General features: G+C 68.7%; 15 protein-coding genes. 9 read left to right on the top strand and 6 right to left on the bottom strand.

Annotated features, from left to right (window positions below; all coding sequences use genetic code 11):
- Positions 1-124 precede the first annotated feature (124 nt).
- Both ACJ7IV_RS01620 and ACJ7IV_RS01615 read right to left on the bottom strand, forming a co-directional pair.
- On the bottom strand, positions 125-517 hold the full coding sequence (locus ACJ7IV_RS01620) for an Hsp20/alpha crystallin family protein (protein WP_483865510.1): 393 nt from the start codon (positions 515-517) through the stop codon (positions 125-127).
- Between the two features lie 54 nt (positions 518-571).
- Positions 572-1,021, bottom strand: a complete 450-nt coding sequence (locus ACJ7IV_RS01615) for an Hsp20/alpha crystallin family protein (protein ID WP_483865509.1) — start codon at positions 1,019-1,021, stop codon at positions 572-574.
- Positions 1,022-1,188: 167 nt separating this feature from the next.
- Between ACJ7IV_RS01615 and ACJ7IV_RS01610 the strand changes: the two genes are divergently transcribed.
- From ACJ7IV_RS01610 to ACJ7IV_RS01580, 7 genes are all read left to right on the top strand, one after another.
- On the top strand, positions 1,189-1,563 hold the full coding sequence (locus tag ACJ7IV_RS01610; protein WP_483865508.1) for a CidA/LrgA family protein: 375 nt from the start codon (positions 1,189-1,191) through the stop codon (positions 1,561-1,563).
- The gene (locus ACJ7IV_RS01605) at positions 1,556-2,272 is read left to right on the top strand and encodes an LrgB family protein (RefSeq protein ID WP_483865507.1); all 717 of its coding nucleotides are present in this window, start codon (positions 1,556-1,558) and stop codon (positions 2,270-2,272) included. The genes ACJ7IV_RS01610 and ACJ7IV_RS01605 overlap by 8 nt, the downstream gene beginning before the upstream one ends.
- 52 nt (positions 2,273-2,324) lie before the next feature.
- Positions 2,325-3,371: a type I glyceraldehyde-3-phosphate dehydrogenase gene (locus ACJ7IV_RS01600; protein WP_483865506.1), complete on the top strand. Its 1,047-nt coding sequence runs from the start codon at positions 2,325-2,327 to the stop codon at positions 3,369-3,371.
- A gap of 38 nt (positions 3,372-3,409) precedes the next feature.
- Complete coding sequence (locus tag ACJ7IV_RS01595) at positions 3,410-4,579, top strand: phosphoglycerate kinase (protein WP_483865505.1); 1,170 nt, start codon at positions 3,410-3,412, stop codon at positions 4,577-4,579.
- 82 nt (positions 4,580-4,661) lie between these two features.
- Positions 4,662-5,726, top strand: coding sequence for a class II fructose-bisphosphate aldolase (gene fba, locus ACJ7IV_RS01590; RefSeq protein ID WP_232913013.1), 1,065 nt, complete (start codon positions 4,662-4,664; stop codon positions 5,724-5,726).
- Positions 5,727-5,937: 211 nt separating this feature from the next.
- Positions 5,938-6,624 carry an HAD-IA family hydrolase gene (locus ACJ7IV_RS01585; protein ID WP_483865504.1) on the top strand — a complete coding sequence of 229 codons (687 nt, stop codon included), beginning with the start codon at positions 5,938-5,940 and terminating at the stop codon, positions 6,622-6,624.
- Between the two features lie 82 nt (positions 6,625-6,706).
- On the top strand, positions 6,707-7,081 hold the full coding sequence (locus tag ACJ7IV_RS01580; RefSeq protein WP_483865503.1) for a translation initiation factor Sui1: 375 nt from the start codon (positions 6,707-6,709) through the stop codon (positions 7,079-7,081).
- Here ACJ7IV_RS01580 and ACJ7IV_RS01575 read toward each other — a convergent pair.
- Positions 7,062-7,949 carry an NAD-dependent protein deacetylase gene (locus ACJ7IV_RS01575; protein ID WP_483865502.1) on the bottom strand — a complete coding sequence of 296 codons (888 nt, stop codon included), beginning with the start codon at positions 7,947-7,949 and terminating at the stop codon, positions 7,062-7,064. The two genes, ACJ7IV_RS01580 and ACJ7IV_RS01575, sit on opposite strands and share 20 nt — an antisense overlap.
- A gap of 107 nt (positions 7,950-8,056) precedes the next feature.
- On the opposite strand from ACJ7IV_RS01575, the gene ACJ7IV_RS01570 reads away from it, so the two are divergent.
- Together ACJ7IV_RS01570 and ACJ7IV_RS01565 are read left to right on the top strand one after the other, a co-directional pair.
- Positions 8,057-8,941, top strand: coding sequence for a nuclease-related domain-containing protein (locus tag ACJ7IV_RS01570; protein ID WP_483865501.1), 885 nt, complete (start codon positions 8,057-8,059; stop codon positions 8,939-8,941).
- A 17-nt stretch (positions 8,942-8,958) separates the two neighbouring features.
- The gene (locus ACJ7IV_RS01565; RefSeq protein ID WP_483865500.1) at positions 8,959-9,732 is read left to right on the top strand and encodes an ATP-grasp domain-containing protein; all 774 of its coding nucleotides are present in this window, start codon (positions 8,959-8,961) and stop codon (positions 9,730-9,732) included.
- 12 nt (positions 9,733-9,744) lie between these two features.
- On the opposite strand, the gene ACJ7IV_RS01560 is transcribed toward ACJ7IV_RS01565, so the two are convergent.
- Genes ACJ7IV_RS01560 through glnL form a run of 3 tightly spaced genes read right to left on the bottom strand, consistent with a single transcriptional unit; the run spans position 9,745 to position 13,604 of the window.
- The gene (locus ACJ7IV_RS01560) at positions 9,745-11,094 is read right to left on the bottom strand and encodes a deoxyguanosinetriphosphate triphosphohydrolase (RefSeq protein WP_483865499.1); all 1,350 of its coding nucleotides are present in this window, start codon (positions 11,092-11,094) and stop codon (positions 9,745-9,747) included.
- Positions 11,095-11,149: 55 nt separating this feature from the next.
- Positions 11,150-12,565, bottom strand: coding sequence for a nitrogen regulation protein NR(I) (gene glnG / locus ACJ7IV_RS01555; protein WP_483865498.1), 1,416 nt, complete (start codon positions 12,563-12,565; stop codon positions 11,150-11,152).
- A complete protein-coding gene (gene glnL, locus ACJ7IV_RS01550; protein WP_483866532.1) occupies positions 12,558-13,604 on the bottom strand; it encodes a nitrogen regulation protein NR(II) in 1,047 nt (348 codons plus the stop codon). Before glnL ends, glnG begins: the two co-directional genes overlap by 8 nt.
- Between the last annotated feature and the right edge of the window lie 216 nt (positions 13,605-13,820).

The raw sequence follows: 13,820 nt of genomic DNA, 5'->3' as shown, positions 1-13,820 counted from the left end.
GTCGCCTCGGGAGGACAGGGCCACCTCAAGCGGGGACAGAGCCAGCCGCAGGCTATACCAGAAAGGGGGCGCAGCCGGCTGGCTGCGCCCCCTTCTCGTTGAAAAGCCCCCAGACAGGCTGCCCTCAGGCTGCCTGCACCTCGATGCGGCGCTTGCGGTGCGTATCGCGCCGCGGCAGTGTCAGGTGGACCACGCCGTTGTCGATGCGCGCAGCGATCGCCTCACTGTCGATCTCGTGGCTGAGGGTGAAGCGCCGCGCATAGCGCTGGGCACGCACCTCGGCATACAGCGGGCTCAACCCCTCGGGCATGGCGATCTGCACCTCGCCCTCCAGGCTAAGCACGCCATTGTCGACCTCAATGACCAGCGACTCGCGGGTCACGCCGGGCATGTCGGCGACGATATGCACGGCATCGTTCTGCTCATGGATATCCACCGCCGGCAGCAGGGTCTCTTCCCGGTGCGCCTGCTCGGTGGGCCGGGAGGCACCGGCATCCTGACGGGTGATTTCGTTCATCTCATTCACCTCCTCTGCACTTGCCTGTTGTTGCCTGACGACACGCCGCCGGGCTCATGCCGCCTTGACCTCGATGCGGCGTGGCTTGAGCTCCTCGCGCTTGGGCAGCACGATCTCGCACACGCCGTCGCGGAAGCGGGCCTCGGCGCGGTCGATATCGAGCCCCTCGGGCAGCGCCACCGCACGCCGGAAGTCACCATGGAAGCGTTCCTGGCGGAAGCGCGTGCGCCCCTCATCCTCCTCCGGCGCCGCACGCCGCCCGGCAACGGTAAGCACGTTGTCCTGCAGGCTGACCTCCAGCTCCTCGGCGCCAAGCCCGGGTGCGAAGACATAGACCCGCACCGCATCGTCGGTGCGGCCGACATTGATCAATGGAAAGCTGCCGCGCGGAACCGAGCGGATATCCGTGGCACCGGCCTCGGGCAGCATCTCGTCCACCAGTTGCCGAAACCACTCCAGTCCCTGGGGGCGGCCGGTATCGAAACGCCTGAGATCTCCGAACATCACGAACACCTCCTACGCAGATTGAGTTCTGTGGTGGGCGGGGAGATTGCCGATCACGGCTGACATCGCCCCGGTAATCTGCACAATAGGAGCGCTTCGACGCTTTTCAAGGGCCCTGACGCGCCCTTCCACCCGCTTCACGACACCTCTTCACACAAGGACACTCCATGCCGGCATTGCGCGGTTTCCTCTGGCTGATCGGCTTCCTGATGATCGGCGATGCCCTGGTGACCCTCACCGGCCTGCCGGTCTCCGCCGGCGTTGCCGGCATGCTGCTGCTCACCGCCTGGCTTGTTCTCCATAGTGGCGGCTTCGACGATATCGCCGCCGCGGCACGACCGCTGATCGCCGCCCTGGCGCTGCTGATCATGCCCGGGGTGGTAGGCATCTTCTTCATGCTCGACGAACTGGCCGGGCAGCTGGTGGCGATCCTCGCCGCCCTGCTGCTGGGTACCCTGCTGAGTGTCTTCACCACCCTGTGGCTGATGCGCCGACTGGTCGGCGATGACGATGCAGGCACCCGGGAGGCGACCCATGAGTGAGCTGATCACGCACCTGATGGCCAATCCCCTCGCCGCCGTGGCGCTGACCCTGGCCGCCTACTTCGCCGGCGAGCGCCTGTTCCGTGCCGTCCGGGCCCCCGCCTGGTGCCCACCAATCCTGGTCGCTGCCCTGCTGCTGGCTGCCGCGCTGTGGCTGCTCGGCATCGACTACGCCGACTACCACACGGGGGCGGGCTGGCTGATGCTGTTGCTGGGTCCGGCCACGGTGGCGCTGGGCCTGCCGCTCTACCAGCAGATGGGGCGTATCCGTGCGCTATGGCGGCCGCTGCTGCTGTGCCTGCCCATCGCCGCCGGCATGGCCGCCCTCTACGCGGTGGGTATCGCCTGGCTGCTGGGCGCGCCACCCGAGATCCTCGCCTCGCTGGCTCCCAAGTCGGTCACCGCGCCCATTGCCATCGGTATCACCGAACGGCTCGGGGGCTCGGTGGCGCTGATGATGGGCGGCCTGCTGGTCACCGGCGTGGCAGCCATCGGCTGCGTCGGCCTGGTGGCACGCTGGCTCGACATCCGCGACGAGCGCCTGCTGGGCCTGGCACTGGGCATCAATGGCCACGCCCTGGGCACGGTGCGCGCCTTCGAGATCGGCCCCACCGCCGGTGCCTTCGCCTCGCTGGGCATGAGCCTCACCGGCATCCTCACCGCCCTGCTGATGCCGCTGGCCTGGCACCTGCCGGGACTCGTCGGCTGAAATACGCTAGAATCGTCGCTCCTCGATGACCGCAAAAGAGACGCCCAGCGCCATGGCCCATCGCATCGCCATCAACGGTTACGGCCGCATCGGCCAGTGCGTGCTGCGCGCCCTGATCGAGCAACAAAGAGCCGAGCGGCAGAAGGACTCACCCGCCCTCGAGATCGTGGCGATCAACGAGCTCTCCGACCTGGCCACCATCGCCTACCTGACCCGCTACGACACCACCCATGGCCGCTTCCCCGGCGAGGTGAGTGCCCGCGACGGCCAGCTGGTGGTCGATGGCCGGGCGATTCGCGTGCTCAGCGAACCCGACCCCGACCGCCTGCCCTGGGCGGAGCTCGGCATCGATCTGGTGCTGGAGTGTTCCGGCAGCTTCAAGGAGCGTGCCACCGCCGAGCGCCACCTGGCCGCCGGCGCCGGCCGCCTGCTGTTCTCCCAGCCGGCGGAAGCTGATGTCGACGCCACCATCGTCAGCGGCATCAACGACCACGAACTGGCACCAGCCCAGCGCATCGTCTCGGCGGCCTCCTGCACCACCAACTGCCTGGTGCCGGTACTCACCGTGCTCGACGAGGCGCTGGGCATCGAGCACGGCGTCACCACCACCATCCACTCGGCAATGAACGACCAGCCGGTGATCGACGCCTACCACCAGACCGACCTGCGCCTGACCCGCTCGGCGATGCACTCCATCGTGCCGGTGGATACCGGCCTGGCGCGCGGCATCAACCGTCTGATGCCCCACCTGGCCGGACGCTTCGAGTGCCTGCACGTGCGCGTGCCGACCATCAACGTCTCGGTGATGGACCTGGCCATCACGGTGCGCCGCGATACCAGCGCCGCCGAGGTCAACGCCCTGCTCGCCGAGGCCAGCCGCGGACGCCTGTCCGGGCTGCTCGGCTACACCGAGGAACCCATGGCCTCGGTCGACTTCAACCACGATCCGCGCTCCGGTATCGTGGACGCCACCCAGACCCGGGTGGCCGGCGGCCACCTGATCAAGCTGCTGTGCTGGTTCGACAACGAGTGGGGCTTCGCCAACCGCATGCTCGACGTCGCCCGGCGCCTGGCCGCCATGCCCCTCGATACCCCCTGATCCCCTTCCGGTTTCCCCAAGATGAGGAACACGCCCCGATGAACGTGCGCAAGATGACCGACCTCGACCTCAGCGGAAAGCGCGTGCTGATCCGCGAGGACCTCAACGTGCCCGTCAAGCACGGCAAGGTGACCAGCGACGCCCGCCTGCGCGCGGCCCTGCCCTCCATCCAGGCCGCCCTGGACGGCGGCGCCCGGGTGCTGCTGATGAGCCACCTGGGGCGTCCCACCGAGGGCGAACCCGCCGAGGAGTTCTCCCTGGCCCCGGTCGCCGCGCACCTCGGCGAGCTGCTGGGCCGTCCGGTGCGCCTGGTCAAGGAGTACCTGGAGGGCGAGGTCGCCAGCGAGGATGGCGAGGTGGTACTGCTCGAGAACGTGCGCTTCAACCGCGGCGAGAAGAAGGACGACGAGCCCCTCTCGAAGCAGTATGCCGCGCTCTGCGACATCTACGTGATGGACGCCTTCGGCACCGCCCACCGCGCCCAGGCCTCCACCCACGGCGTGGCGCGCTTCGCCCCCGTGGCCTGCGCCGGCCCGCTGCTGGCCGCCGAGCTCGACGCCCTGGAGAAGGCACTGGCGACCCCGGCGCGTCCCATGGCGGCCATCGTCGGCGGCTCCAAGGTCTCCACCAAGCTGGAGGTGCTCAACGCCCTCTCCGAGAAGTGCGACCAGTTGATCGTCGGCGGCGGCATCGCCAACACCTTCATCGCCGCGGCGGGCCACAACGTCGGCAAGTCGCTGCATGAAGCCGACCTGATCGACCAGGCGAAGGCGCTGATGGCGAAGGTCGAGATCCCGCTCCCCTCCGACGTGGTGGTGGCCACCGAGTTCTCGGAGTCCGCCGAGGCGGTGATCAAGCCCGTGGACCAGGTGGCTGATGACGAGATGATCCTCGATATCGGCCCCGAGAGCGCCGTGCGCCTGGCGGCCATGCTCAAGGACGCCGGCACCATCCTGTGGAACGGCCCGGTGGGCGTGTTCGAGATCGACCAGTTCGGCCACGGCACCGAGGTGATCGCCCGCGCCATCGCCGAGAGCCCGGCCTTCTCCATCGCCGGCGGCGGCGACACCCTGGCGGCCATCGACAAGTACGGCATCGCCGAGCAGGTCTCCTACATCTCCACCGGCGGCGGTGCCTTCCTCGAGTACGTCGAGGGCAAGACCCTGCCGGCGGTGGCCGCCCTGGAAGCCGCCGCGGCCCAGGCCTGATAGACTAGACAAATCCCGATCACGACTCTCCACGCGGCGGCGCCACACGGCGCCGCCGCCACCACGAACGACAGGTGAGAACATGGCACTGATCAGCATGCGCCAGCTGCTGGACCACGCCGCCGAGCATGGCTACGGCGTGCCGGCCTTCAACGTCAACAACCTCGAGCAGATGCGCGCCATCATGGAAGCCGCGGATCGCACCGACTCTCCGGTGATCGTCCAGGCCTCCGCCGGTGCCCGCAAGTACGCCGGCGCCCCCTTCCTGCGCCACCTGATCCTGGCCGCGGTGGAGGAGTTTCCGCATATCCCGGTGGTCATGCACCAGGACCACGGCACCAGCCCCGGGGTGTGCCAGCGCTCCATCCAGCTGGGCTTCTCCTCGGTAATGATGGACGGCTCGCTGGGCGAGGATGGCAAGACCCCGACCAGCTACGAGTACAACGTCGACGTCACCCGCCGCACCGTGGAGATGGCCCACGCCTGCGGCGTCTCCGTGGAGGGCGAGCTGGGCTGCCTGGGCAGCCTGGAGACCGGCATGGCCGGTGAGGAAGACGGCATCGGTGCCGAGGGCAAGCTGGACATGGAGCAGCTGCTCACCGATCCCGAGGAGGCTGCCGACTTCGTCAAGGCCACCGGTGTGGACGCCCTGGCCATCGCCATCGGTACCAGCCATGGCGCCTACAAGTTCACCCGGCCGCCCACCGGCGACACCCTCTCCATCCAGCGCATCAAGGAGATCCACGCCCGCATCCCCGACACCCACCTGGTGATGCACGGCTCTTCCTCGGTGCCCCAGGAGTGGCTCGAGGTGATCAACGCCCACGGCGGCGAGATCCCCGAGACTTACGGCGTGCCCGTCGAGGAGATCATCGAGGGCATCAAGCACGGGGTGCGCAAGGTCAATATCGACACCGACCTGCGCCTGGCCTCCACCGGTGCGGTGCGCCGCTTCCTGGCCGAGAACCCCAGCGAGTTCGACCCGCGCAAGTTCCTCAAGGAGACCGTCTCCGCCATGCGTGATCTGTGCATCGACCGCTACGAGGCCTTCGGTACCGCCGGCAACGCCTCGAAGATCAAGCCGATCAACCTGGAGGCGATGTTCGAGCGCTACGCGAGCGGTGAGCTGGACCCCAAGGTCCGCTGATCCTTCCTGCCTCGAGACGAACGGGCGGCCTGCGGGCCGCCCGTTCGCATGCGAGAGCCACCACAGCCAACACGCACGCCCACCGACATGCGCACCTGAAACACGCCCTCCGCCATGCCGACTTCGAAAACAGTGTTCACAAAGTCCGCGATCTCGGCTTACACTGATAGACAGCTATGACGCAACCTGACCAAACCCGCGAGGATTGGTGATGCCACGCCCCCTCTGCCTGCTCTTCGACTGTGACGGTACCCTGGTCGACAGCGAGCCGCTGCTCGCCGACGAGATGGCGACCGCACTCAATGCCGTGGGCCTGCCGTTCCAGGCCACCGACTACGTCGGCGAATTTCGCGGGGCGCGCTTCCGACGCATCGTTGCCGAGCTGGAGGGTCGCCATGGTCGCGTCGATCCCGCGGCGCTGGAGCCGCTGGAACGCAACATGCGCGCCAACCTCAACCGGCGCCTGGCGACCGAACTCACCCCTATCGAGGGCGCCACAGAGGCGCTGGCGGCCCTGTCCGCCTTTCCCATGGGCGTGGTCTCCAACGGTCCTGAGAACAAGATCCGTACCTCGCTGGTTGCCACCGGCCTGGATACCCTGTTCGGCGATCACCTGTTCAGTGCCTACACCGCCAACTGCTGGAAGCCCGACCCCTGCCTCTACGCCCATGCGGCACAGCAGATGGGCTACCCCCCGCAGCACTGCCTGGCCATCGAGGATTCGGTGGTCGGCGTCAAGGCGGCCCTCGGTGCCGGGATGCTGGTGGTCCACCTCAACCGTTACCCGGACGTCGAGCAGACCCCGGAGGGCGCGATCATGATCACCAGCATGTTCCAGCTGCCCACCGTGGTCAGCCGCCTCGCCCGAGATCTCTCGCCCCGCGCCGCGGCCCGCTGAGTCGGCGCGCCCCCATGCAAGCGGCGTCCACAGCCGCTATCATCCCGGCACCTTCTCTTCATCCTTTCCGGGAGTCCTTTCCATGCCATCACTCCAGGACCAGCTGCGCGGCCTCGTCTACTCCACCGAGCACGGCGCAACCTGCCCCGACTGTCGCCAGCCCGTCGCCGAGTGCCGCTGCGCCGAACAGGCCGAGCAGGCGCGCCTCGCCGAGCTCGACGGCATCGTGCGCATCCGCCGGGAGACCAGTGGCCGCAAGGGCAAGGGGGTGACCACCATCGACGGCGTGCCGCTGCCCGAAGCCGAGCTCAAGAGCCTGGCCAAGGCGCTGAAGAAGCGTTGCGGCACCGGCGGCGCCGTCAAGGAGGGGGTAATCGAGATCCAGGGCGACCACCGCGAGGTGCTCAAGGCGGAACTCGAGTCTCGCGGCTACACGGTCAAGCTGGCCGGCGGCTGAGGCGCGCCTCCAGCCGCTCGACCAGCGCACCCAGCGAGGTCTCCAGCGGTGCCGCCACCTTGAGCGAATAGAGCGCGTCGGCGCGGGTACGCCCCAGATTGAGGCAGGCGATGGGCTTGCCGTCGCGGGCCGCGGCCCGCGCGAAGCGGAAGCCCGAATAGACCATCAGCGAGGAGCCCACCACCAGCAGGGCATCACACTCCTCGACCAGGGCGAAGGCGCGCTCGACCACGCCACTCAGCACGCTGTCGCCGAAGAACACCACGTCGGGTTTCCAGATACCATCGCCGCAGCGCGAGCAGTCGGGTACCCGGAACGCGGAGAAGTCAGCCTCCAGGTCGGCGTCGCCATCGGGCGCCGCGGCGGCACCGGTGGTCGCCCAACGCGGATTGAGCGCCTCGAGTTCGGCATGCAGGGCATGGCGCATGCGACTGGCGCCGCAGCCCATGCAGCGCACCCGATCGGCGCGGCCGTGCAGGTCGATGACTCGCCGCGAGCCGGCACGCTGGTGCAGGCCATCCACGTTCTGGGTGATCACCCCGCGCACATGGCCCAGCGCCTCGAGCCTGGCCAGGGCAAGATGCGCCGCGTTGGGGCGCGCCTCGCCCAGGGTGCGAAAGCCCACCAGGGCGCGCGCCCAGTAGCGCTGCCGGGCAGCGTGACTGCCCATGAACTGGCGATGCTGCATGGGCGGCGAGCGCTTCCACTCGCCGGCATCGTCACGGTAATCGGGAATGCCGCTGGCGGTGCTGATCCCGGCACCGCCGAGAACCGCCAGTCGCGGATGGCGCACGGCGAACTCGACGAGCGCCTCCAGGTCCGCCCCGCTTTCATCGCGTACCACTGATGCTGCTGATACTGCCGTCATCCTGTTGCCTCGCTGCCTGCGCCGAACAGAGCATGGCCCCGGAGGGGGCGGGTTGTCTAGAATGGGGCCACCTCTCGCCGCCCCCTGCGCATGGGCAAGGAATCCCGATGGCCTGGCTGGAATACCTGCTCCCCCTGATCTTCCTGTTTCCCCTCGCCGCCATGGGGGTGATCGTGGTGGCGCTACGCAACCTGCACGATGCCCGGGTGCGCTCGCCCTTCAACGCCCAGCCGCTGCGCGAACCCGGCCAGCACCTGCGCGACCGCCTCGACGACGCCTTCGCCGGACTCTATCTGAATGGCGCCCTGGGTCCCCTGGTCACCCTGGTGCCGCTGGTCTACGGCATGGGTCGCATGATCTTCTCTGCAGAGCAGCACTGGGTGGAGTGGGCCCTCTACGGCGCACTGAGTACCCTGCTGGTGCTCGCCTACAGCTTCCGCCTGATGCGCGACTTCCAGCGCATCCGGCGGCTCAAGCTGGGGCTGGCCTGCGAGCTGGCGGTGGGCCAGGAACTGGAACGCCTGGTGCGCCCCGAGGCCCATCCCTTCTACGTCTTCCACGATGTGCCGGCGGCCGGTACGCGCATCGATCACGTGGTGGTCACGCCCTGTGGGGTCTTCGTGGTGGAGACCCGTGCCCGCACCCGCCCCTTCACGCCTTCCGGGGAAGAGCTCGACCGGCTGGTGGTGGAGAAGGCGCGGCTGCGCTTCCCTGGCTGGAGCGAGCGCAAGCCGCTGACCAGGACCCGCGAGCTGGCGCGCTGGATGGCCGAGTGGCTGAGCTCGCGTACCGGCCGCACGGTGCCGGTGATGGGCGTGCTGACCCTCCCCGGCTGGAAGGTGGAGACCGACCAGGCACCGGATGACCTGCTGGTGGACAGCGGCGACGACCTGGCCGGCCGCCTGGCCGACCTGTGCCCCGGTGAGTTCGATGCCGCCACCCATGATGACGTTATCGCCACCCTGCTCGCGCATGCAGCAGACACACCCTAGCCCTCACCCGACCGACCATGACGCTGATCACCTTCAACCCCATCCGGGCCCTCGGCGTACCTGGGGCGCGCTACCTCAAGCCCCAGCGGATGTATGACCACCTCGACGAGATCCGTGCCGCCGAGTGGCTGCTGTTCCCCGACCACTGGCAGGTCAACGCCCTGGCCTACGGGCTCGGCAAGCGCATCTTTCCCAGCCTGCCCAGCTACCACCTCGGCCACGACAAGGTGGAACAGACTCGCGCCTTCCAGGCGCTGTGCCCCGAACACGTGCCGGATACCCTGATCGGCGGCTTCACCACCCCCGAGCTCGAGACGGTAGAGCGCCAACTGGGGCTGCCCTACATCGCCAAGCGAATCCGCAGCGCCCAGGGGGAGGGAGTGATGCTGATCGAGCGGCGCGAGGACCTGATCCCGCTGATGGCCACCGAGTCGGTGTTCTACGCCCAGCGGCGCCTGCCCATCGATCGGGACCTGCGCATCGTGGTGGTGGGAGAGCGCGTGCTCACCGCCTACTGGCGCATCGCCGAACAGGGCGAGCACCGTGCCAACGTCAGCCGGGGTGGCAGGATCGAGCATCGTGGGGTGCCCGAGGCGGCCATCGAGCTGGCGCTTCACCTGGCCCGCTCACTGGGTATCGACCACGCCGGCTTCGACATCGCCATGGTCGACGGCCACCCCTACGTGCTGGAGTTCAACCGCCTGTTCGGCAACCGCGGCATTCCCGACAGCAAACACACCATCGGCGCAGCGATCGTGGAGGCGATGGCACGGCACGAACGGACCGGCTGACCGCGCCCGGGCTCAGTCGCCGCGCAGGCGCCCGCCCATCTCCTGGGCCAGGTCCACGGCGTAGTGGTCGGTCATGCCGCCGATGAAGTCGAGCATGCGCCGGTAGCTGTCGTAGAGGCTCCAGGAGGGACGCGGGGTATTCTCGCCGATCAGCGCCAGCACCCGCTGGTGCTTGAAGGTCGAACGCCCGGTGTGGTGCAGCTCGTGGGCCGCGCCTATGAAGGCCTCGAGCAGGATGCCCAGGGTGGTATAGGCACCGATCTCCAGCTTGGCCTTGCGCTCGTTCTGGAAGATGCGCTCCCGGGCCAGCTGCTTGGCCGCCTTCACCCCCCAGTCCAGGTCGGGATGACACAGCTCCAGCAGGTCCGACTTCAGCCGCCCGGCCAGCAGCTCCGTCTCGTGCTGCACGAACACCGCCCCGACATCGTTCACCGCACGCTCCATGGCCGCACCGCGCAGGGCGGCGATGCGCCGCCGCTGGGAGACCCCCTGGCGCTGCATGGCGGTGTAGTCGCCCGGGGGCCCGCCAGCGATCTGGATCAGGATCTCGGCGACCTCGTCATAGCGCAGGATGCCCATCTCCAGGCCATCTTCCAGGTCGAGCAGCGCATAGCAGATGTCGTCGGCGGCCTCCACCAGCCAGGCCAGCGGATGACGGCACCAGCGTCCCTCTCCCCTGGGCAGCAGCCCCAGCCGCTCGACCACCTCGATCAGCAGTTCGCGCTCGCTCTGGTAGCAGCCGAACTTGCCCGCCGCGCCGCCGTGCTCCACGGTCCAGGGATACTTGAGCAGGGTGCCCAGGGTCGCCGTGGTCAGGCGCATGCCGCCGCGGAACTGGTTGTACTCGATCTGGGTGACCACCCGGAAGCCCTGGGCGTTGCCCTCGTAGGTGAGCAGGTCCTCGCGCTCCAGGGGCGAGAGCCCCTCGAGCAGACCCTTGCCATCACTCTCGGCACGCTTGAACCAGTCGCGGATGGCGTACTCCCCGGCATGCCCGAAGGGCGGATTGCCGATATCGTGGCCGAGGCAAGCGGCCTGGACGATCACCCCCAGGTCAGCGGGGGTGATCCACCCGGGCAGTCGGCCGCTCAGCCGCTCACCGACGATCATGCCCAGCGAACGCCCCACGCACCCCACCTCCAGGGAGTGGGTCAGGCGGGTATGGATATGGTCGTTGTCGGTCAGCGGATGCACCTGGGTCTTGCGTCCCAGGCGCCGGAAGGAACCGGCGAAGACGATGCGGTCGTGGTCCTTGTGGAAGGGGCTGCGGCCGATCTCATCACGGCCGTTACCGGGGCGCTCGCCGCGCCGGTCATGCAGGCGGCTCGGATCCAGCAGCCGCTCCCAGCTCATCTGCGTCATGGGCATCTCTCCTTGAGGCCCCATTCTGGCAGCCCCCGGCGCCCCCGCCCAGCCCCTACTCCCCCTCCGCCAGGGCCGGCAACAGGGTCTTGAGCTTGCGGGTAAGGGTGTTGCGCCCCCAGCCCAGCAGCTCGGCGGCCTCGCCCTTGCGCCCCCCGGTGTGGCGCAGGGCGGTCTCGATCAGGATGCGTTCGAAGTCGGGAACGGCCTCCTCCAGAAGGTGAGTGTGGCCGGCGGCCAGGGCGCGGTCGGCCCAGTCGCGGAAGGCCACCCGCCAGTCGCTGCTGGCGACCAGCCCCTCGTCCCTCTCCTGGCGAAGCTCCGGCGGCAGGTCCTCCACCAGGATCTCGCGCCCGGAAGCCATCACCGTCAGCCAGCGGCAGGCGTTCTCCAGCTGGCGCACGTTGCCCGGCCAGGGCAGCCGGGTGAGGTGACGCTCCGCCTCGGGGGTGAGCACCTTGACGTCAGTGGCGAGCTCCTTGGCCGCCTCGGCCAGGAAGTGGTTGGCCAGGCGCGGGATATCCTCGCGCCGCTCGGAAAGCCTGGGCAGGTGCACGCGGATGACATTGAGGCGGTGGAAGAGGTCCTCGCGGAAGCGACCATCCTCCACCAGGCGCTCCAGGTCCTGGTGGGTGGCGGCGATAATGCGCACGTCCACCTTCACCGGGGTGTGGCCGCCGACACGGTAGAACTCACCGTCGGCCAGCACCCGCAGCAGTCGGGTCTGGGTCTCCGCCGGCATGTCACCGATCTCGTCGAGGAACAGGGTGCCGCCGTTGGCCTGCTCGAAGCGCCCCTGGCGGCTGGCCGTGGCCCCGGTGAAGGCACCCTTCTCGTGGCCGAACAGCTCCGACTCGATCAGGTCGCGGGGAATCGCGGCCATGTTGAGGGCGATGAAGGGCTTGCCGGTGCGCGGACTGTGCTGGTGCAGGGCGCGGGCCACCCGCTCCTTGCCGGTGCCGGACTCGCCGTTGATCAGTACCGTGATATGCGAATGCGAGAGCCGGCCGATGGCGCGGAACACCTCCTGCATGGCCGGCGCCTCGCCGATGATCTCGGCGTCCAGACCCTCCGGCACGCTGACCGGGCGCTTGCGCTCCCGGGCATGGGCCACGGCACGGCGCACCAGGGCCAGCGCCTCGTCGACGTCGAAGGGCTTGGGCAGGTACTCGAAGGCGCCGCCCTGATACGAGGCCACGGCGCTATCGAGATCGGAGTGGGCGGTCATCACGATCACTGGCAGCTCCGGGTGGGCCTCGCGCACACGGGCCATCAGGTCCAGGCCATCGATGCCCGGCATGCGGATATCGGTGACCAGCACGTCGGGCGGGTCGGCCAGCAGGCGCTCGAGGGCAGTATCGGCGCGCTCGATGCACTCCACCTCGAGGTCGGGCTGGGCCAGGGCGCGCTCCAGCACCCAGCGAATGGCACGATCGTCATCGACGACCGCCACGCGTGCAACGTCAGTCATGGCGCGTCTCCAGAGGAATCAGCAGGCGGAATTCGGTATGGCCCGGCACGGAATCGCATTCGATCAGGCCCTGGTGCTGGTGCAGGATGCCCTGGGCGATGGAGAGCCCCAGACCGCTGCCGTCGGCACGCCCCGAGACCATGGGATAGAACAGCGTCTCCTGCAGCGCTTCGGGGACGCCGGGGCCGTTGTCGAGGATCGCCACCTCGGCGACCAGACGGTGGCGCTCGGCACCCAGGGTGAACTGGCGCCGCGCCCGGGTGCGCAGCACCAGGCGCGGCTCGGGCATCGCCGCCTCGCCCATCGCTTCCACGGCGTTGCGGGCCACGTTGAGCACCGCCTGGATCAGCTGCGCCTCGTCGCCGGCGAGGTCCGGCAGGCTGGGGTCATAGTCGCGCTCGATGATCACCCCGGGGTGCTCGGCGAGCAGCAGGGTGCGCACCCGCTCCAGCACCTTGTGGATGTTGACCGGCTGGTGGCGCATCACCCGGTTGGGGCCCAGCATGGAGTCCACCAGGTCGCGCAGGCGGTCCACCTCCTCGATGATGATGCGGGTGAATTCGTGATGCGCCGGGTTCTCCAGGTCGCGCTCCAGCAGCTGGGCGGCACCGCGGATGCCGCCCAGCGGGTTCTTGACCTCGTGGGCCAGGCCCCGCGTCAGCACCTTGACAGTCTCCTGGCGGGTCATCAGCGCCTCCTCCCGGGAGATGCGGATCAGGCGGTCGCGGGGCTCCACCTCCAGCAGCAGCTCGTCGCGGGAGAGCGGGGTCACGGTGTAGTCCACGGTCAGCGACTCGCCGCCCAGCATCGCCAGGCGCGCCTCGCGACGGGTGAAGGGGTGGCAGGCGTCACGCGCCTTGGTCAGCACCTCGGCCAGGCCGTCCGCCTGCTCCATCAGCGAGCAGAGTGGCACCCCCTGCACGCGACTCAGGCTCACCGAAAGCAGCGCCTCGGCGGCAGGGTTCATCCACGCGACCCTGAGCTCGCCATCCAGCAACAGCACAGCGGTGGAGAGGTGTTCCATCAGGCGTTGGTACATCGAAGCGGCCATATCGGGTCCGGGTATACTTGCTCTGGAGAGGGAAGCTGCAAGAAACGGGCCAGGACGCTGGGGCCCATGACAGCGCGCCCTGCGACGTCTGACGGCGCAACATATGCACCAAAATAGTGCATAAGAAAGACGCCTGCACCATTGCCGGAGGGCCGAATCAGGGCGCCGGGCTCGCCCGGCGCTGCACTGGCTCATCCTCGGGCA

The sequence above is a fragment of the Halomonas sp. C10-5 genome (genome assembly GCF_057169305.1).
Note: the sequence above shows the minus strand (reverse complement) of the source record. Positions and strands in the feature narration are given on the sequence as shown.